Raw genomic sequence first — 17,870 nt, forward strand, 5'->3', positions numbered from 1 at the left:
ATGATCATGGGCCCGCTCACGGCCCTCATCATGAAGAAGCTCGACGGGCTCTGGGCCGGGAAGATCAAGCCCGGCTTCGAGATGCTCGTCGACAACTTCTCGGCAGGCATCGTCGCCGCAGTGATGGCGGTCTTCGGCCTGCTCGCCGTCGGACCCCTCGTGACCGCCTTCAGCAACGCGGCCGGCGCCGTCGTCGACTTCCTCGTCACCAACGGACTGCTGCCCTTCACGAGCATCCTGATCGAACCGGCCAAGGTGCTCTTCCTGAATAACGCAATCAACCACGGCATCCTCACGCCGCTGGCCACCGAGCAGTCCCTTGAGAACGGCAAGTCGATCCTGTTCCTCCTCGAGGCCAACCCCGGCCCCGGCTTCGGTGTCCTGCTCGCCTACATGGTCTTCGGCCGGGGCATCGCCAAGGCGTCCGCTCCCGGTGCAGCGCTCATCCACTTCGTCGGCGGCATCCACGAGATCTACTTCCCCTACGTGCTGATGAAGCCCATCATGATCCTCGCCGCGATCGGCGGCGGCATGGCCGGCATCCTGACCCTCGTGATCACCGGTGCAGGGCTGCGCTCGCCGGCCGCCCCGGGCAGCATCCTCGCCGTCTACGCCGCGACGGCCTCCGACAGCTACGTCGGGGTCACCCTCTCGGTGCTGCTCGCCACCGCGGTGTCCTTCCTGATCGGTTCGGTGATCCTCAAGACCACCAGGAACCCGGCCGACGACGACGGCAGCCTGAGCAACGCCACCGCCCGTATGGAAAACCTCAAGGGCCGCAAGAGCTCGGTCTCCGGTTTGATCGGTGCCAAGGGCGAGGCGCCCGCCGGCCCGATCCGCAATGTTGTCTTCGCCTGCGACGCCGGCATGGGCTCGAGTGCCATGGGAGCCTCAGTGCTGCGGAACAAGTTCAAGGCAGCCGGCCTGACCGATGTGAAGGTCACTAACTCCTCGATCGCGAACCTCACCGACTCCTACGACCTGGTGGTCACCCACCAGGATCTGACGGACCGGGCCCGGCCGCTGACCGCCGGAGCAACGCATGTCTCCGTGGACAACTTCATGAACAGCCCGCGGTATGACGAGATCGTCGACCTGGCCCGTAACCAGCGCGAGGGCGACGGCACGCCGGCACCCGACAGCGGCGCGCCCGACATCTCGGAGCAGGCCCAGCCTGCAGGCGAGGAAGTGCTCGCCGAGCGGAGCGTCGTCCTTCAGGGAAGGGCGACCAACCAGGCCGATGCCATCAACGAGGCCGGCCGGCTGCTGGTGGACCGCGGCGCCGTTGAGGAAAGCTACATCGACGCCATGCACGAACGCGAGCGGTCGGTTGCCACCTACATGGGCAACTTCCTCGCCATTCCCCACGGCACGAACGCCGCGAAGGAATACATCAAGCGTTCGGCCGTCTCGATCGTGCGCTACCCCGAGGGCATCGACTGGAACGGCAAGCAGGTGAAGTTCGTCGTCGGCGTGGCCGGGGTCAACAACGAGCACCTCTCGATCCTGTCGGCCATCGCCCGCGTCTTCTCCGACAAGGAGCAGGTGGCGCGCCTCGACCGGGCCGAAACCGTCGACGAGGTCCTTGCGCTCTTCGGGAAGGTGAACGCCTAGTGAAGGCCGTGCACTTCGGGGCGGGGAACATCGGCCGCGGCTTCGTGGGGCTGCTGCTCCACGAAGCCGGGTACGAGGTGGTGTTTGCCGATGTGGCCGAGGCGCTGATCGACGAGCTCGCCTCCACGCCGTCCTATACGGTCCACGAGGTGGGAGAGGAGCCCACCGACAAGACGGTGGACAACTACCGGGCCCTGAACTCGCGCGCCGAGGAGGCCGCGGTGATCGAGGAGGTCGCCACGGCCGACATGGTCACCACCGCCGTCGGGCCCGGGGTGCTGAAGTTCCTCGCTCCGGTGATCGCGGCCGCCATCGCGCGGCGGTCACCGGAGGCGCAGCCGCTGCAGGTGATGGCGTGCGAGAACGCGATCAATGCAACCGACCTGCTGCGGCAGGCCGTGGTGGACGCGTACTCGGGGGACCGGAGCGGGCTGGACACGCGTGCGGTGTTCGCCAACACCGCCGTCGACCGGATCGTGCCGAACCAGGCGCCCGGGCAGGGTCTCGACGTGACGGTGGAGACCTTCTACGAATGGGTCATCGACCGGACCCCGTTCGGTGGCAGCGAGCCCCGGATCCCCGGGGCCACCTACGTGGACGACCTCGCCCCCTACATCGAGCGCAAGCTGTTCACGGTCAACACCGGGCACGCGGCCTGCGCCTATTTCGGCTACGCGGCCGGGGTCGAAAAAATCTCCGATGCCATGGCGGATTCAGAGGTGGCGCGCCGGGTGCGGGCCGTGCTGGAGGAGACGAAGCAGTTGCTGGTCAGCAAGCACGGCTTCGCAGCCGACGAGCAGGAGGCGTACGTGCAGAAGATCCTGCGCCGGTTCTCCAATCCGCACCTGCCGGACACGGTGGTGCGGGTCGGACGGGCGCCGCTGCGCAAGCTGGGACGCCACGAACGCTTCGTCGGCCCCGCGTCCGAACTCGCCGAGGGCGGGACGCATCCGGCCGCCCTGCTGGCGGCGATGGAGGCGGCACTGGCCTTCAATGATCCTGCAGATCCTGAAGTCGAGGAACTTGCCCGCATCATCGGGGGCAACCCGGCGGAGGAGGCAGTCACCCGGATTACGGGCCTGGACGCAGAGCACGCCCTGTTCCCCTCGGTCCTTGGCCTCGTGAAGGCCCGCGCCGCGGTGTAGGTGGGGCAGGCCGGCGAACTAATGCGGAAGGGCTCCCTCTCCTGGCCGGAGGGGGAGCGCTTCCGCGTTGAGGCGCCGAGGTCAGCCGGAGGCGGCCCGGTGGGCGGCCTCAATTCCGTCGAGGATGAGCCCGAGCCCGAACGCGAATTCATCCCCATAGGCGTAGCCGGGTTGAAGGATATGGGTCTCCGCCATCTCGGCGAGGTGGGGGAAGGCGCCGGACATCATGTGCTGCTGGGCCAGGATGCTCTCGGTCGCCGTGTTGACGTCCCCGGCCTCGCTGAGCGGCAGGGAGGCCTCCTGGAGGGCGAATCCGTCGACGTAGCTGTCGAGCAGCGACATCGCGTGCGCGGTGAGCGTCATCGAGAATCCGGCACCGCGGAGGCAGGCGATCACGGCGTCGAGGTGCCTGAGCGTTGCAGCGCCCGGCGTGGAGCGCATCAGGCTGATCGCCCACGGGTGCCGGGCCCAGGCGGCGCGGGCGGAGTGCGCGCGGTCCTCCATCGCCGTCCGCCAGGGGGTATCCGTCGGGGGCAGGGCGATTTCGTCGAACACCAGATCGACCATGCCGTCAATGAGGTCGTCCTTGTTCTTCACATGGTAGTAGAGCGACATGGCCTCCACTCCCAGCGCCTGGGCGAGCCTGCGCATGCTCAGGGACTCGAGGCCTCCGGCGTCGGCGAGATCCACCGCCACCCGGATCGCCCGGTCCCGGGAGACGGGCTCCCGGGGTGCTTTTGCCCCTCGTGTCGATGTCATCCCTCTCCCGCCATGGATTTGCGCAGCCGGTCGCCGCCGCTCTTCCCAAAGCCTACCTTACGGCGTATGGTGAGGGCAGTTCTTTACCTTACATCGTCAGGTATGCCAGTACCGAAGGGAACGATCGCAATGAATGAAACACAGACGCAATCATCGAGGGCCGCCCGGCTGGTGGGGGCGCTGTTCCTGGGCGGCTTCCTGACCTACGGGGTGGGCAGCATCCTCACCTCGACCGCCACGGCGGCGCCGGATTACCTCTCCGGGGTGTCCTCGAACCCGCTGTTTCCCGTCGGTGCGGTGCTGATGCTGCTCAACTCGGCCGTCGTCACGGGCATCGGCGTGCTGATGTTCCCGGCCCTGGTGCGGCACAGCAAGGCCGTCGCCGCGGGGTACCTCGCCACGAGGATCTTCGAGGCGGTCCTCCTCGCCGTCGGCGTCGTGAGCCTCCTGTCCCTGACCGGTATCGCTCAGGAGGCCACCGCGGGTACCCTCGATGCCGGCTACTACGGGACCCTCGCGGCCCTCGCCGTCAACGGAGGCTTCCTCTCCTACCAGGTGGCGATGGCCGGACTGGGACTCGGCAGCGTCTTTCTCTGCTCCCTGCTGCTGCGCAAGCGCCTGGTACCGCGGTTCCTCGCCGTCTGGGGACTGGCCGGCTACGCGGTGTTCGCCGTGGGAGCCGTGCTCGAACTCCTGGGCTTCGCCGGGCTCGGCATGGTCTTCACCGTCCCGGGAGGGCTCTTCGAACTCTTCTTCGGGATCTGGCTCCTCGCCGGGAAGTCCGCGCTGACCACCGCTGCGGCGGTGCCTGCGGAAAAGGTCGTGGTGCCCTAGCTCCCGACCGTGGCGCCAGGTCCCGGACCTCGGCGTGCCGCAGCTCCCGGAGCCTTTGAGCTGCACACTCCTACCATGGGAGGGCGCGGGAGGCCATTGAAAGCGGATGCTCGGCGCAGGGGGCAAATGCCGGCGGCGGGGGAGGGCCGCGGCGGTACGATCGGCGGAAGATCCCAGTGCGAACACACGGACATCACAGCAGGGAGGATGCCATGACCAGTGAAACGCCCGACCCGGCGCAGGAAATCGACAGCAGCGACATCGAAGCCATCCAGAACGACGAGGGCCTGATTCAGGCCGACCGGGTGGACCTGATCACCACCCAACTCGAGGAAGAGGACGCCGACCCCGACCGGGACCCGCCCGCTTCCTGAGCGGCACAGAACCCCGGGGGCCCGCCCGTTTACTGCCGGGTTCCTGCCGGATTGGGGCGCAATCAGCGGGCAGGGGCGGCGGGCAGAGTCACCGGCCGAGGAAGTCGCTGATGCGCTCGGCCAGCCGGGCCGGGTCGACGTCGTGTCCCTGGCCGTCGAGGAGATCGAATTCCGCCCCGGGAACCAGCTCCGCGATGCCGCGGGCACCCCACTGCAGGAAGTCGGGGGAGTCGCCACCGGCCAGGGACAGGGTGCGGGCAGTGATGGAGGCCAGCTCGGCAGGAACGCTGCTGTCGCCCATGACGGCGTCGTCGTATCCGAGGGTGGGGGCGATGGCCGTCATCCCCTCCCAGGCGGGCAATGATTTCATGTGCTCCACCGCGTTGCCGGGTACTCCAACCCGGGTCAGGAATGCCGTCACCGCACCGTCGCGGTCCCCGGCGCTCAGCGCCGAGCCCAGCTCCGCCGTATAGGCGAAGGCCGCCGGCCGGGCGGGCTCGGGCATGAACGGGACTTCGTAGACGATGAGGTCCGAGACTTTCCCGCCGAGGCGGGCGGCCGCGAGAGCGGCCAGCGCCCCACCGGAGGACATGCCCAGGAGGGCGGCCGGGGCGCCGACCGCGGAGATCAGGGCTGCGATGTCCTCGATCTCGCGGTCCACGGCATAGGGAAGGGTGTCGCTGCTGCCACCGCGGCCCCTGCGGTCGTACAGCACGACCGTGCGCGTCGGCGCCAGCCCGGGGGCGAGGGCGCGCATCGGCCCCGCGCCCCGGTGGCACATGGCGCCGTCGATGAGGATGATCGCCGGGCCCGTCCCCTGGGTTTCGTAGCCGATGCGGGTTCCGTCGGAGGAGTGCACGTCGCTCATCGGTGGGTTCCTTCCGTTTTCACGAACGGCTCCCCGCCCGCCGGTGCGTCCTGGCCGGAGAGCTGCTTCTTCATCTGGATGGCAGTGGCCGTATACCCGAGCTGTTCGTAGAGCCGCTGCGCGGGCTGGTTGTGCCCAAAGACGTTGAGCCCGAGGGAGGTCGCACCGCCGCGGCGGGCATCTTCCTCGGCCAGCAGCATGGCCTGCCGGCCCACGCCCCGGTGCCGAAACGGTTCGTCAACCTCGATGTCGTACACCCACCACGCAGCCTCTTCCGATTCCGTTGGCCCGATCCAGAGGTACCCCACGGGCGATCCGTCCGCCATCAGGTGATAGACACGATGGCCGGGCGCGGGGCGTCCGGCGGGGAAGAAGGCCTGGAGCGAACGCTCGGCGTTGGCCCGTGCCTGCCCGGGCGTCTCCCCGGACCTCATCCGCTCGCCGATGTAGGTGTTCATGCTGCCGGCAAGCCAGCGGCCGAGCCGTTCAGCGGGCATGAGGGAAAGGGTGATCTGCATGGCTGATCCTTTCACGCGGGCTCACCGGGCACCAGAGTGCCCGGTAACCGGTCCCTGCGCCGGCCGTTGGCCCGCCGGAACGGCCGCCGGGACCAGGCGTTACCGGCGCAGCTGGTCGACCATGTCCATCACGACGGCGCGCAGGTTGCCGCCATTTTCCTCGGCGATCCGGCGCTGGCGCTGGTACCCGGCGCCCCGGGTCAGGATCGTCTCGACGTCGGCCAGTTCGTCGCTGCAGCCCAGCTTCGCGGCGACCGGTTCCAGCCGGTTGAGCACCTCCGTGAGGTGCTGGGTGACAAGCTGTTCCTTGCCGGAGGCATCGAGGATGATGATGGCGTCGAGGCCGTACCGGGCGGCCCGCCATTTGTTCTCCTGCACATGCCAGGGCGGCATCGTGGGGATGGTCCGGCCGGCGTCGAGCTGGGTGGAGAACTCGTCGACGAGGCACTGGGTCAGGGCGGCCACCGCTCCGACGTCCTGCAGCGTGGAGAGCCCGTCGCAGACGCGCATCTCGACGGTGCCGAGGTTGCCGACCGGCCGGACGTCCCAGCGGATCTCGCTCACCGAATCGATGACCCCCGTAGTGAACATGTCCGAGACGTACGCCTCGTACGCCTCCCAGTCCGGGAACTGGAAGGGCAGCCCGGCGGTGGGAAGCTGCTGGAACATCAGAGCCCGCTGCGAGGCATACCCGGTGTCCTCCCCGCCCCAAAAGGGGGAGGAGGCCGAGAGCGCCTGGAAGTGGGGGAAGTAGTTGATGAGCCCGTCAAGCACGGGAAGGGCCTTGTCCCGCGAATCGAGCCCGACATGGACGTGCACGCCGTAAATCACCATCTGGCGGCCCCACCACTGCGTGCGGTCGATCAGCTTGAAGTAGCGTTCCTTGTCCGAGACGGGCTGGGAGCGCGGAGCACTGAAGGGGTGGGATCCGGCGGAGAACAGCTCGACGCCCATCGGATCGGTGACCTCCCGCACCGCGGCCAGGGACCTGCTCAGGTCCGCCTTCGCCTCGGCCACAGTCGTGCAGACGCCGGTGACGAGTTCGACAGTGTTCAGCAGCAGCTCCTGCTTGATGTGCGGGTGTTCCTCGTCGTCCTGGAGTTCGGGATGGTTGGCGGTGACGCCCCGCAGGACCTCCTCGGCGGCCGACACGAGCTCCCCGCTGTGCCTGTCGACCAAAGCCAGCTCCCACTCAACGCCCAGGGTGGACTGGGCTGAGCGTGCAAAATCGATCTTCATGGGCTGGCTCCTGACCGGTACCGGACTGTGTGCTGGTTTTTCGCCTCGGCAGCGCGTCATCGCGAATGAGAACTGAGCCAATCGTAGTGCAGGGCCCGCACCAGCGCGCGCGGCGATCGGATGGAACAATGAGCACGTGCCGATCCTCAATAAAGACATGACCCTGTGCATCTCCCTCGCCGCGCGGCCCAGCAATATCGGGACCCGGTTCCACAACTACCTGTACGACGAGCTGGGACTGAACTACATCTACAAGGCGTTCACCACCACGGACCTGCCTGCGGCGATCGGCGGGGTGCGCGCGCTGGGGATCCGCGGCTGCGCCATTTCCATGCCGTTCAAGGAGGACGTCATTGCCCTCGTCGACCGGATGGACCCCTCGGCGACGGCGATCGATTCGGTCAACACCATTGTCAACGACGACGGCGTGCTCACCGCGTACAACACCGACTACCTCGCCGTGGCCCGGCTGCTGGCCGACCACAAGGTGTCCACGGACCACACGGTGCTGGTGCGTGGTTCCGGCGGCATGGCCAAGGCGGTTGTGGCGGCGGTGCGCGACTCCGGATTCCGCGACGTGACCGTCGTGGCACGGAACGAGGAGGCCGGCCGGGCGCTGGCCGGGCTGTACGGGTTCGCCTGGCAGCAGGAGGTCGGCTCCTCGACCGCAGGGCTGCTGATCAACGTCACCCCGGTGGGGATGGCGGGCCCGGACGCGGACGAGGTCTCCTTCCCGGCCGCCGCGATCGAGGCTGCCTCGGTGGTCTTCGACGTCGTCGCGCTGCCCTCGGAGACCCCGCTGATCCGTGCGGCCCGCGGCGCGGGCAAGCCCGTGATCACCGGCGCCGAGGTCATCGCACTGCAGGCGGAGGAGCAGTTCGTGCTCTACACGGGAGTTCGGCCCTCCCCGGAGCAGGTAGCCGCCGCCGGAGAATTCTCCCGGCAGGGCTGACGCCGCGGCAGTGCTGAGCGGGCAGCAGGTCAGGCGAGCAGCTTCGCGAGGGGACTGGCGTCGAAGTTCTTCAGGAGCGTCCGGACGTCCTTGTACACCTCGGCGGCGCCGGCCTCGCGCAGTTCGGCCTCGCTCGTGCCCCCGGTGGTGATGCCGATGGTGGGGATGTCCAGTTCCGTCGCCGAGAACACGTCCCAGACCGAATCGCCGACGAACATCGTGTTGCCCGCCTCCAGACCGCCGGCCTCGAGCGCCGCCTGCAGGATGTCGGGGGAGGGCTTGCTGTTCTCGGCGTCCGAGGAACTCGTGGCGCCGGTGATGGCGGCGTCGGCGTCGATGACGCTGCGCAGCACCTCGAGCTCCTTCCCGGAGGCGGAGGAGGCGAGGACCACGACGAGTCCCTCGTCGAAGCAGCGGCCCAGCAGGTCGCCGGCGCCGTCGAATGCGCGCAGGGACGGCCAGAAGGTCGAGAACACGGCGCCGTGCGTCGCGTCGAGTTCGCCGTCGAGGGAGGCATCGCGGTCTTCACCGAGCAGGTGCGCGACGAGTTTGTCACCGCCCATGCCGATCGCCCGGTGGATCTCCGCCATCGGCACGTCGTGTCCGAAGCGGCGGAACGCCTGCCACCAGGCGATCGTGTGCTGGTAGTTCGAGTCGACGAGGGTTCCGTCGACGTCGAAGAGGACACCGCGGCGCGGTGATGCTGGCTGGGGGGTCATGGCTGCCACCTTAGCTGTCCGGGTTTTCCCCGAGTCTAGTAAGCGCGCACCCGCGTCCGGAGAAATTCTGCGGCTGGCCCGCGGGGTGGCCGTCTAGTACGGAACGGCGGGGCGGGGAATTACCGCACTTCTTGAATGGTTGTTCAATAACTGACAAGCGGCAGCGCGGCCGCCTCCGATGAATGAACGTTCCAATCCGAAAAGAGCCCTTCATGAACTCCAGCACCGCCACCGCGCAGGATGCCGCCCCGCCGCACCCCAGTCCGCCCCGCACCCGGTCGCCATGGTGGGGAGTGGCTTCCCTGTCCGTAGTCCTCTTCGCGATCGTGACGAGCGAATTCCTTCCGGCGAGCCTGCTCTCCCGCATGTCCTCGGATCTTCGCATCTCCGAGGGCCTCGCGGGCCAGGCAGTGACCGCCACCGCCGTCGCCGCAGCGGTCACCGGTCCCGCCATCGCGTTGGTGCTGCCGCGGCTTGACCGGCGGATCGCGCTGATCGGGCTCGTGGTCCTGGCCGCGGTGTCCAACCTCCTGGTCGCCCTGGCCCCGTCGTTCGCGGTGCTGCTCACCGCGCGGCTCCTGCTCGGGGTATCGGTCGGAGGGTTCTGGGCGCTGGCCATCGCCGTCGTCGCCGCCCTGGTCAGCCGCGAAAGGATCGGCCGCGGCATGATGGTCGTCAACGTCGGCGTCTCCCTGGCCACCATCCTCGCCGTTCCCCTGGGTCTGCTGCTCGGCGAGCTGTGGGGCTGGCGCGTGCTGTTCCTGCTGGCGGCCGCGGCGAGCGTTGTCGGCCTCGTCCTGGCCGCGGCCTGGCTTCCGCCGGTCGCCCCCGAACCCTCACCGGGCCGGGCCTTCGTGGCGACCCTCCGGTCGCCCCTGGTGATCGTCGGAATGGTCGGCATGTTCCTCATCGCCGGCGGACACTTCGCCGGCTTCACCTACATCCGCCTGGCCGGTGACCTCGTCGCCGGGCTCACCGCCGAGGGGTTCGCCCTGGCGCTGGCCGCGTTCGGCATCGCCTCGTTCGTGGGCAACCTCGCCAGCGGCCCGGCCGCCGACGGCGCACTCCACCGCTCCGTCGTCGTCATGGGGGCGGCAGTGGGCATCGCAACCATCATGTGGGCCACCCTGGGCAGCAGCCTCCCGGTCGCCGTTGCGGCCATCGTGCTCTGGGGACTCGGCTTCGGTGCCATCCCCACCCTCATCCAGTCCTGGATGGCGCGGGCCCACCCGGAGAGCCTCGAATCGGTCTCCGGGGTCACCGTCGCCGCCTTCCAGCTGGCCATCGGCCTCGGCGCGGCGGTGGGTGGGGTGCTCGTCAACAGTTTCGACGTGCGGGCGGCGCTGATCGCCGGCGGCGCGGCCGCCCTCCTGGGTGGTGTGCTGCTAGGAGTGGTGCGCACCCGCAGGCTCGGGGCCTAGCCGGCCGCCGGGGCCGGGTGCGTCGGGACGGGCTCGACGACGATGGCCACCCGGTCATCGCCGATCCGGGTCAGGACCAGCGTGGCCTTTTTCCGGGCCCTCCCGGAGCCGCTGAGCAGCTGGCGCCGCACCTCCTCCGGGGTGACCGAGGTGCCGCGCTTCTTGATGTCGAGGACGCCGATGCCTTCGGCGCGCACCCACTGCTTGAGAGCCTTGATATTGAAGGGGCGGGTCTCGACGATCCGGTAGGGGCGGGCGAACGGCGTCTCGTGAAGCTCCGGCGCGCAGATGTACGCGATCCGGGGATCGAGAAGGTGCCCGTCGAGCCGCTCCGCGACGTCGGCGACGAGGCCCGCCCGAATCACGGCTCCGTCCGGCTCGTACAGGTAGCCCTCCGGCGGGCCGACGGGCGCCTCCGGGCCGGCGCCGAAGTCCTCGGTGCTGGTCAGCTCGGCCGCGCCGTGGGCGCTGAGGACGAGGGCGGCGCGGCGCACCCCGGGCCGGCGGAGCGCGTTGAACCAGAGGGCCGCCTCGGTCACGTCGCCGTCCACGGAGACCCACTGGGCCTCGCAGTCCGCCGGTACCGCCTCGTGCGGGATGCCGGGGCCCAGCTTCACTCCCACGGGCGTGCCGCGGGCGGCGAGGTCCTCGACGAAGGAGAGCGGGGGAGAAAACGCCTCGGGGTCGAAGATGCGGGTGGTGCCCGAGGTGGAGGTGCTGCGGCGGGCCGGATCCAGCCAGACGCCGTCGTACTTCGTCACATCCACGGCCGACGCATCGGCGTTCAGCACCGACGCGTTCGGCCAGGGGAGCAGGTTCATGGTCGCGGCGGCCGCCGTGGTCTCGTCGAGCTCGACGGCGGTCACCTCCCGCTCCAGGGTGGCCAGCGCCATCGAATCCGCGCCGATTCCGCAGCCCAGGTCGGCCACCCGTACCAGGTCCGCGGCGACGAACCGCTGCGCGTGGTGGGCCGCGACCCGCAGCCGGGTCGCCTGCTCGAGCCCCGCGGAGGTGAACACCATCCGGTCCGCGAATCCGCCGAACTTCGCGTGGGCCTTGGCCCGCAGGCGGGACTGGGTCAGGGCCGCCGCCACGACCTCGGGCGCGTGGCCGGTGCGGCGCAGCTGCTCGCTCAGCTGCAGGCTGCCGGCCTCCGAGTACGGACCCAGCGAGTTCAGCAGCTCCCAGCCCTGGGGCGTGAGGATCGGTGCGATGGAGTCGGTGACGGGGTTTTCGGAAGCCATGATCCAACCCTAGGCGACACACCCGGCGGTCCGCTCCGCGCTTCCGGGTGCGAGCGCGCTCCCGGAAACCCGCGCGATCTGGCACTCGCCTTGACCGAGTGCTAACCAGTGCATAAAGTCAGGGTTGGCACTCTCAGTAGGAGGGTGCTAATCCCGAGGAAAGTGCCGGCCGGCACCGCGACGACGGCCAGTGCGGAACCAACGGCCTTCAATCCATTAGTAACGAACGCAAAGGAGAGCCCGAGTGTCGGTCTCTATTAAGCCTCTTGAGGATCGTATTGTTGTCCGCCCGCTGGAAGCCGAGCAGACGACTGCTTCCGGTCTGGTCATCCCGGATACCGCTAAGGAGAAGCCCCAGGAGGGCGAGGTTGTAGCTGTAGGACCGGGCCGTGTCGACGACAACGGCAACCGCGTTCCCGTCGATGTCGCCGAGGGCGACGTCGTCATCTACTCGAAGTACGGCGGAACCGAGGTCAAGCACGGCGGCCAGGAATACCTGGTGCTCTCTGCGCGCGACGTCCTGGCGGTCGTCGTTAAGTAAGCTTTTTCCGATGAAGACCCCGGCCAGTACTGGCCGGGGTCTTCTCACTGCACCAGCCTGAAAGGAACAAACCATGGCAAAGCAGTTGGAGTTCAACGATGCAGCCCGACGCGCACTCGAGGCCGGCGTCGACAAGCTTGCAAACACCGTCAAGGTGACCCTTGGCCCGCGCGGACGCAACGTCGTGCTGGACAAGAAGTGGGGAGCGCCCACGATCACGAACGACGGCGTCACCATCGCCCGCGAGGTCGAACTCGACGACCCCTACGAGAACCTCGGCGCCCAGCTGGCCAAGGAAGTCGCGACGAAGACCAACGACGTCGCCGGTGACGGCACCACCACGGCCACCGTGCTCGCACAGGCCCTGGTCAAGGAAGGCCTGCGCAACGTTGCCGCCGGCGCCGCTCCGGGACAGCTCAAGCACGGCATCGAGGTTTCGGTCGAGGCCGTCGCCGCGCGCCTGCTGGAGAACGCCAAGGAGGTTGTCGGCCACCAGACCGCCAGCGTCGCGGCCATCTCCGCCCAGAGCACCGAGGTCGGCGACCTGCTCGCCGAGGCCTTCGACAAGGTCGGCAAGGACGGCGTCATCACCATCGAGGAATCCTCCTCGACCGTGACCGAGCTCGTCCTCACCGAAGGCATGCAGTTCGACAAGGGTTACCTCTCGCCGTACTTCGTGACCGACGCGGAGCGCCAGGAAGCCGTCCTCGAGGACGCGCTGATCCTGATCAACTCCGGCAAGATCTCCTCCCTGGCGGAATTCCTTCCCCTGCTGGAGAAGGCCCTCCAGGCCGGCAAGCCGCTGTTCATCATCGCCGAAGACATCGAAGGCGAAGCGCTGTCCACCCTCGTGGTGAACAAGATCCGCGGCACCCTGAACGCCGTCGCCGTCAAGGCGCCCGGCTTCGGCGACCGCCGCAAGGCCATGATGCAGGACATCGCCACCCTCACCGGTGCGCAGGTCGTTTCCCCCGACCTGGGCCTGAAGCTGGACCAGGTCGGCCTCGAGGTGCTGGGCTCCGCCCGGCGCATCACGGTCACCAAGGACGCCACCACCATCGTCGACGGCGCGGGCGAAGCCTCCGACGTCGCCGACCGCGTGGCGCAGATCCGCGCCGAGGTCGAGCGCACCGACTCCGACTGGGACCGCGAGAAGCTCCAGGAGCGCCTCGCGAAGCTCTCCGGCGGTGTGGGTGTCATCAAGGTCGGTGCCGCCACCGAGGTTGAGCTGAAGGAAAAGAAGCACCGCATCGAAGACGCCGTCTCCGCGACGCGCGCCGCACTCGATGAGGGCATCGTCGCAGGCGGCGGTTCCGCGCTCGTCCAGGCCGGCAAGGCCCTGGACACCGACAGCAGCGTCCTCGCCCTCGAGGGCGACGCCGCAACCGCCGTCGCCCTGGTGCGCCGCGCCCTGGCGCAGCCGCTGCGCTGGATCGCCGAGAACGCCGGCCACGAAGGCTATGTCGTCGTGGCGAAGGTCTCCGAACTCGAGGACGGGCACGGCTTCAACGCCGTCACCGGCGAGTACGAAAACCTGATCGACGCCGGCATCATCGACCCGGTCAAGGTGACCCGCTCGGCGCTGCGCAACGCAGCCTCGATCGCCGCCCTGGTCCTGACGACCGAGACGCTCGTCGTCGAGAAGCCCGCTGAGGACGACGAGGACGGCCACGGCCACAGCCACTAGTCCCCGCACGGCAGGGCCCGCCACGGGCCGTGCCGGCAGGCAGCAAAGCACCCCGGCCGGCTCCACCGGCCGGGGTGCTTCGCTTAACGGCGCGGTTCACCGTCTGCGGCCGGCCGCCGGCACACGGTTGCTCCCGGCCGGCGTCCGACCAGGGCTCGCGGCAACGACCGCAGGGGTCCCGGAGCGCCTCCAGATCACGAAACGGTAAACTGGAGCTTTGTGCCGCCGCTGCCTGCGGCACACCGGGCGCTCCGCGGCGCCGTCAGGAACCGAAAGGGTCGATGTGGGTGTAACCAGAACCGCGCCGGAGGAGAACCTCCCCGCGGCCCCCGCGGCGCGCCAGCGGCGTCCCGAGGTGCAGGGCCTGCGGGCCCTCGCCGTCGTCATGGTGGTGCTCTACCACGTGTGGCTCGGCAGGGTCTCCGGCGGCGTCGACGTGTTCCTGCTGATCTCCGCCTTCCTGCTCACGTTCTCCTTCGTCGGCAAGGTCGAGTCGGGCCGGCCGCTGCAGCTCCTGCGGTACTGGCTGGGGCTCTTCCGGCGACTGCTGCCCGCCGCCGTCGTCGTGCTGGTGGCCGTCCTGGCCGCCACGGCCGTGCTGGCCCCGCCCTCCCGCTGGCCGGGGATCTTCGACCAGACCTGGGCGTCCCTGCTGTATGTGCAGAACTGGGAACTTGCCGCCAACGCCGTGGACTACTACGCCCAGGACGACAGCAACGCCAGCCCCCTGCAGCACTTCTGGTCCCTCTCCATCCAGGGCCAGGTGTTCCTGCTGTGGCCGCTGCTGTTCGCCGTCTCCGCCCTCGCGGCGCGGGCCGCCCGGCGGCGCTACCGCACCGTCCTCATCGCCGTTTTCTCGGCGGTCTTCGCCCTGTCCCTCGCCTTCTCCATCTGGCAGACCACCCACGACCAGGCCGCCGCTTATTTTGACACCCGGTCCCGTCTGTGGGAGTTCGCGCTGGGCTCCCTGATCGCGCTGCTGCTGCCATATGCCCGATTCGGAATACGTACCCGGGTGGTGCTCGGCTGGGTCGGGCTGGCCGCCATGCTCAGCTGCGGGCTGCTGCTGCAGGTGCAGCAGCAGTTCCCCGGCTGGATCGCCCTGTGGCCGACCCTGGCCGCGGCCTGCATCCTCGCCGCCGGCCGCACCGGGAGCCGCTTCGGGGTCGACCGCCTGCTGAGCGCGGCACCCCTGGTGCGCCTCGGCGACAACTCCTACGCCCTGTACCTGTGGCACTGGCCGATCCTCGTCTTCTGGCTCCTGACCGCACGCAAGCCCGAGGCGGGGCTGCTCGACGGCGCCCTCGTGATCGCCGCGTCGCTGGTCCTCGCCTCCGCCACCACCCGGTTCGTCGAGGTGCCCGTGCGGTCCTGGTCCTGGCCCACGCCGCGCAGGCGCCGCACCGGGCTCGTCGTGGCCTCGGCGCTGGCCGTCGTCGCCGTGCCCCTGTCGGGGTGGGAGCTGCAGGTCCAGGCCCAGGAGAACGCGGCCCGGATGCAGACGGCGGACGACAACCCCGGCGCGCGGGCGCTGGCCCCCGGGTTCGAGCACCGCGGGGCCGAGGACGCCGCGGTCCTTCCGCTCGCCAGCGCCCTGGGCGACGAGTGGGCCGAGTACGACGGCCACTGCGAAGGCGCCCTGGCCCCCGCCGACCACCGGATCGAATTCTGCTCCCAGGCCGGCAACGCCGAGTCGCCGGAGCGCACCATCCTGATCCTCGGCGACTCCCACGCCCAGGTATGGCTGACCGCTGTCGGTGCCCTGGCCACCGAGCGCAACTGGAACGCCGTCCTGGTACACAAGCCCGCCTGCCGGTTCGGGGCGGAATCACCCGCCATGAGCCCGGAGTGCAATGCGCACAACGCCGCGGCCCTGGACTACGCCCTGGACCTCGCGCCGGACGCCGTTCTGACGGTCGGGTCCAAGACGGACTGGAGCTCGCCCGCGGAAACCGTCCCGGACGGCTACGCCGCCGGCGTGCAGCCCTTCCTTGACCGGGGCATCGAGGTCGTGGCACTGCGCGACACTCCACGGTTCGAGTTCGACATGGCCAAATGCATCGAGCTCAACAGCGAAGACCCCGACGCCTGCGCCCTGCCCCGCTCCGAGCTCCTCGCTCCGGTGTCCCCGCTCGAGCAGGTCGCCCGGGACAATCCCGGGATCGGCGTGCTGGACCTGACCGACCAGGTCTGCACCGCCACCTCCTGCCCGGGCCTGATCGGCAATGTGCTCGTCTACAAGGACCGCGACCACCTCACTCGAACCTACGTCAAGACGATCCAGCCGGTCTTCAACGAGCGGTTCCTCGCCCTCACCGGCTGGTGAGACGCCGCCCCGGGCTCCGCTGCGCGGGGCTCCGCTGCGCCGGGGTGGCCGCCGTCATGCCGGCCGGGGAATAGGGCACGGAGGGGATTGGTTTTAGAATGGTTAAGAGCCGGACGGCAGAGCCGCCGATGGCACCCCCACCCGCGGTGACACCCCGAAAGAGGACCAGTAGTGACCCTGTCTGAGCAGAACGAACCCCACGACCCCTTCGGATTCATCGGCCTGACCTACGACGACGTGCTGCTGCTTCCCGGGCACACCGACGTCATCCCGTCCGAAGCCGACACCTCCTCGCGCGTCTCCAAGCGCATCTCCGTCCAGACCCCGCTGCTCTCCGCCGCCATGGACACCGTGACCGAGGCGCGCATGGCCGTCGCCATGGCCCGCCAGGGCGGCCTCGGCGTCATCCACCGCAACCTCTCGATCGCCGACCAGGCCGAGCAGGTCGACCGGGTGAAGCGCAGCGAGTCGGGCATGATCACCAACCCGCTCACCATCGGCCCCGACGCCACCCTCGCCCAGCTGGACGAGCTGTGCGGCCAGTACCGCGTCTCGGGCCTTCCCGTCGTCGACGACTTCGGCCATCTCCTCGGCATCGTGACCAACCGCGACACCCGGTTCGTCCTGGAACGCGACTACCCGAACCGCCTGGTGCGCGAAGTCATGACCAAGATGCCCCTGATCACCGGCAAGGTCGGCATCAGCGGCGATGAGGCAATCGCGCTGCTGGGGACCAACAAGATCGAAAAGCTCCCACTCGTCGACGACGAGGGAATCCTCCGCGGGCTCATCACCGTCAAGGACTTCACGAAGGCCGAGCAGTACCCCCTGTCCACCAAGGACGACGACGGCCGCCTCCGGGTCGGCGCGGCGATCGGCTTCTTCGGTGACGGCTGGGAGCGCGCCATGGCCCTCGTCGACGCCGGGGTTGACGCCCTCTTCGTCGACACGGCCAACGGCCACAGCGCCGGGGTCCTCGAGATGGTGGCCCGGCTGAAGGCCGAGAAGTCCCTGGCGCACGTCGACATCATCGCCGGCCAGGCCGCGACCCGTGCCGGCGCCCAGGCGCTCATCGACGCAGGTGCGGACGGCATCAAGGTCGGCGTCGGGCCGGGCTCGATCTGCACCACGCGCGTCGTCGCCGGCGTCGGCGTTCCCCAGGTCACCGCGATCTACGAATCCGCCAAGGCGGCCATCCCCGCGGGCGTCCCCCTCATCGCCGACGGCGGGCTTCAGTACTCGGGTGATATCGGCAAGGCCCTCGTGGCCGGCGCCGACACCGTGATGCTCGGCTCGCTCCTCGCCGGTTCGGCCGAGGCACCGGGTGAGCTGATCTTCGTCAACGGCAAGCAGTACAAGACCTACCGCGGCATGGGCTCGCTCGGCGCCATGCAGACCCGCGGAAAGAACACCTCCTACTCCAAGGACCGCTACTTCCAGGCCGATGTCTCCGGTGACGACAAGCTCATCCCCGAGGGCATCGAAGGCCGTGTCGCCTACCGCGGCCCGCTCGCCTCGGTGGCGTACCAGCTCGTCGGCGGCCTGCGCCAGACGATGTTCTACACGGGTGCACGGACGATCCCCGAGCTGAAGGCCAAGGGCAAGTTCATCCGCATCACCGCTGCCGGG

16 protein-coding genes are annotated in these 17,870 nt (G+C 69.1%); 10 read left to right on the forward strand and 6 right to left on the reverse strand.

The window, feature by feature from the left end:
• On the forward strand, window positions 1-1,614 hold a 1,614-nt coding region (locus QZX79_RS01995; RefSeq protein ID WP_294563918.1), incomplete at its 5' end, for a PTS mannitol transporter subunit IICBA.
• Entirely contained in the window at window positions 1,614-2,759 is a 1,146-nt protein-coding gene (locus tag QZX79_RS02000; RefSeq protein WP_294563922.1) for a mannitol-1-phosphate 5-dehydrogenase, read from the forward strand. The genes QZX79_RS01995 and QZX79_RS02000, both read left to right, overlap by 1 nt.
• A gap of 81 nt (window positions 2,760-2,840) precedes the next feature.
• Here the strand turns inward: QZX79_RS02000 and QZX79_RS02005 are convergent, their stop codons facing one another.
• Window positions 2,841-3,518 (reverse strand): TetR/AcrR family transcriptional regulator, encoded by a 678-nt coding sequence (locus QZX79_RS02005; RefSeq protein ID WP_294563925.1) that lies wholly within the window; start codon window positions 3,516-3,518, stop codon window positions 2,841-2,843.
• A 129-nt stretch (window positions 3,519-3,647) separates the two neighbouring features.
• Here QZX79_RS02005 and QZX79_RS02010 point away from each other — a divergent pair, with 129 nt between their 5' ends.
• Both QZX79_RS02010 and QZX79_RS02015 read left to right on the forward strand, forming a co-directional pair.
• A complete protein-coding gene (locus tag QZX79_RS02010; RefSeq protein ID WP_294563928.1) occupies window positions 3,648-4,352 on the forward strand; it encodes a DUF4386 domain-containing protein in 705 nt (234 codons plus the stop codon).
• 212 nt (window positions 4,353-4,564) lie between these two features.
• Window positions 4,565-4,726, forward strand: a complete 162-nt coding sequence (locus tag QZX79_RS02015) for a hypothetical protein (RefSeq protein WP_294563931.1) — start codon at window positions 4,565-4,567, stop codon at window positions 4,724-4,726.
• Between the two features lie 88 nt (window positions 4,727-4,814).
• Here QZX79_RS02015 and QZX79_RS02020 read toward each other — a convergent pair whose 3' ends face one another.
• The 3 genes from QZX79_RS02020 to QZX79_RS02030 form a co-directional block, all read right to left on the reverse strand.
• Window positions 4,815-5,594 carry an alpha/beta fold hydrolase gene (locus QZX79_RS02020; protein ID WP_294563934.1) on the reverse strand — a complete coding sequence of 260 codons (780 nt, stop codon included), beginning with the start codon at window positions 5,592-5,594 and terminating at the stop codon, window positions 4,815-4,817.
• Complete coding sequence (locus tag QZX79_RS02025) at window positions 5,591-6,112, reverse strand: GNAT family N-acetyltransferase (RefSeq protein WP_294563937.1); 522 nt, start codon at window positions 6,110-6,112, stop codon at window positions 5,591-5,593. Before QZX79_RS02025 ends, QZX79_RS02020 begins: the two co-directional genes overlap by 4 nt.
• A gap of 99 nt (window positions 6,113-6,211) precedes the next feature.
• A complete protein-coding gene (locus QZX79_RS02030; protein WP_294563940.1) occupies window positions 6,212-7,351 on the reverse strand; it encodes a glutamate--cysteine ligase in 1,140 nt (379 codons plus the stop codon).
• Window positions 7,352-7,487: 136 nt separating this feature from the next.
• On the opposite strand from QZX79_RS02030, the gene QZX79_RS02035 reads away from it, so the two are divergent.
• On the forward strand, window positions 7,488-8,303 hold the full coding sequence (locus QZX79_RS02035; protein ID WP_294563943.1) for a shikimate 5-dehydrogenase: 816 nt from the start codon (window positions 7,488-7,490) through the stop codon (window positions 8,301-8,303).
• Between the two features lie 29 nt (window positions 8,304-8,332).
• Here QZX79_RS02035 and QZX79_RS02040 read toward each other — a convergent pair whose 3' ends face one another.
• On the reverse strand, window positions 8,333-9,022 hold the full coding sequence (locus tag QZX79_RS02040; RefSeq protein ID WP_294563946.1) for an HAD family hydrolase: 690 nt from the start codon (window positions 9,020-9,022) through the stop codon (window positions 8,333-8,335).
• 212 nt (window positions 9,023-9,234) lie between these two features.
• On the opposite strand from QZX79_RS02040, the gene QZX79_RS02045 reads away from it, so the two are divergent.
• Window positions 9,235-10,443, forward strand: a complete 1,209-nt coding sequence (locus tag QZX79_RS02045; protein ID WP_294563949.1) for an MFS transporter — start codon at window positions 9,235-9,237, stop codon at window positions 10,441-10,443.
• Here the strand turns inward: QZX79_RS02045 and QZX79_RS02050 are convergent.
• Entirely contained in the window at window positions 10,440-11,687 is a 1,248-nt protein-coding gene (locus tag QZX79_RS02050) for a THUMP-like domain-containing protein (protein ID WP_294563952.1), read from the reverse strand. The genes QZX79_RS02045 and QZX79_RS02050 overlap by 4 nt on opposite strands.
• A gap of 244 nt (window positions 11,688-11,931) precedes the next feature.
• Here QZX79_RS02050 and groES point away from each other — a divergent pair, with 244 nt between their 5' ends.
• From groES to guaB, 4 genes are all read left to right on the forward strand, one after another.
• Window positions 11,932-12,228: a co-chaperone GroES gene (gene groES / locus QZX79_RS02055; RefSeq protein WP_087076694.1), complete on the forward strand. Its 297-nt coding sequence runs from the start codon at window positions 11,932-11,934 to the stop codon at window positions 12,226-12,228.
• Between the two features lie 73 nt (window positions 12,229-12,301).
• Window positions 12,302-13,915: a chaperonin GroEL gene (gene groL / locus QZX79_RS02060; protein ID WP_294563965.1), complete on the forward strand. Its 1,614-nt coding sequence runs from the start codon at window positions 12,302-12,304 to the stop codon at window positions 13,913-13,915.
• A 283-nt stretch (window positions 13,916-14,198) separates the two neighbouring features.
• Complete coding sequence (locus QZX79_RS02065) at window positions 14,199-16,241, forward strand: acyltransferase family protein (protein ID WP_294563967.1); 2,043 nt, start codon at window positions 14,199-14,201, stop codon at window positions 16,239-16,241.
• 171 nt (window positions 16,242-16,412) lie between these two features.
• On the forward strand, window positions 16,413-17,870 hold a 1,458-nt coding region (gene guaB / locus QZX79_RS02070; protein ID WP_294563968.1), incomplete at its 3' end, for an IMP dehydrogenase.

This window comes from uncultured Arthrobacter sp. (assembly GCF_902805515.1).
Classification (GTDB): Bacteria; Actinomycetota; Actinomycetes; order Actinomycetales; family Micrococcaceae; genus Arthrobacter_D.

What these genes read in the sequence shown, in the direction of transcription:
- QZX79_RS02030 (WP_294563940.1), bottom strand. Translation starts at nt 7,351, where the DNA reads ATGAAGATCGATTTTGCACGCTCAGCCCAGTCCACCCTGGGCGTTGAG.
- QZX79_RS02025 (WP_294563937.1), bottom strand. Translation starts at nt 6,112, where the DNA reads ATGCAGATCACCCTTTCCCTCATGCCCGCTGAACGGCTCGGCCGCTGG.
- QZX79_RS02020 (WP_294563934.1), bottom strand. Translation starts at nt 5,594, where the DNA reads ATGAGCGACGTGCACTCCTCCGACGGAACCCGCATCGGCTACGAAACC.
- QZX79_RS02015 (WP_294563931.1), top strand. Translation starts at nt 4,565, where the DNA reads ATGACCAGTGAAACGCCCGACCCGGCGCAGGAAATCGACAGCAGCGAC.
- QZX79_RS02050 (WP_294563952.1), bottom strand. Translation starts at nt 11,687, where the DNA reads ATGGCTTCCGAAAACCCCGTCACCGACTCCATCGCACCGATCCTCACG.
- QZX79_RS02045 (WP_294563949.1), top strand. Translation starts at nt 9,235, where the DNA reads ATGAACTCCAGCACCGCCACCGCGCAGGATGCCGCCCCGCCGCACCCC.
- QZX79_RS02010 (WP_294563928.1), top strand. Translation starts at nt 3,648, where the DNA reads ATGAATGAAACACAGACGCAATCATCGAGGGCCGCCCGGCTGGTGGGG.
- QZX79_RS02005 (WP_294563925.1), bottom strand. Translation starts at nt 3,518, where the DNA reads ATGACATCGACACGAGGGGCAAAAGCACCCCGGGAGCCCGTCTCCCGG.
- groL (WP_294563965.1), top strand. Translation starts at nt 12,302, where the DNA reads ATGGCAAAGCAGTTGGAGTTCAACGATGCAGCCCGACGCGCACTCGAG.
- QZX79_RS02040 (WP_294563946.1), bottom strand. Translation starts at nt 9,022, where the DNA reads ATGACCCCCCAGCCAGCATCACCGCGCCGCGGTGTCCTCTTCGACGTC.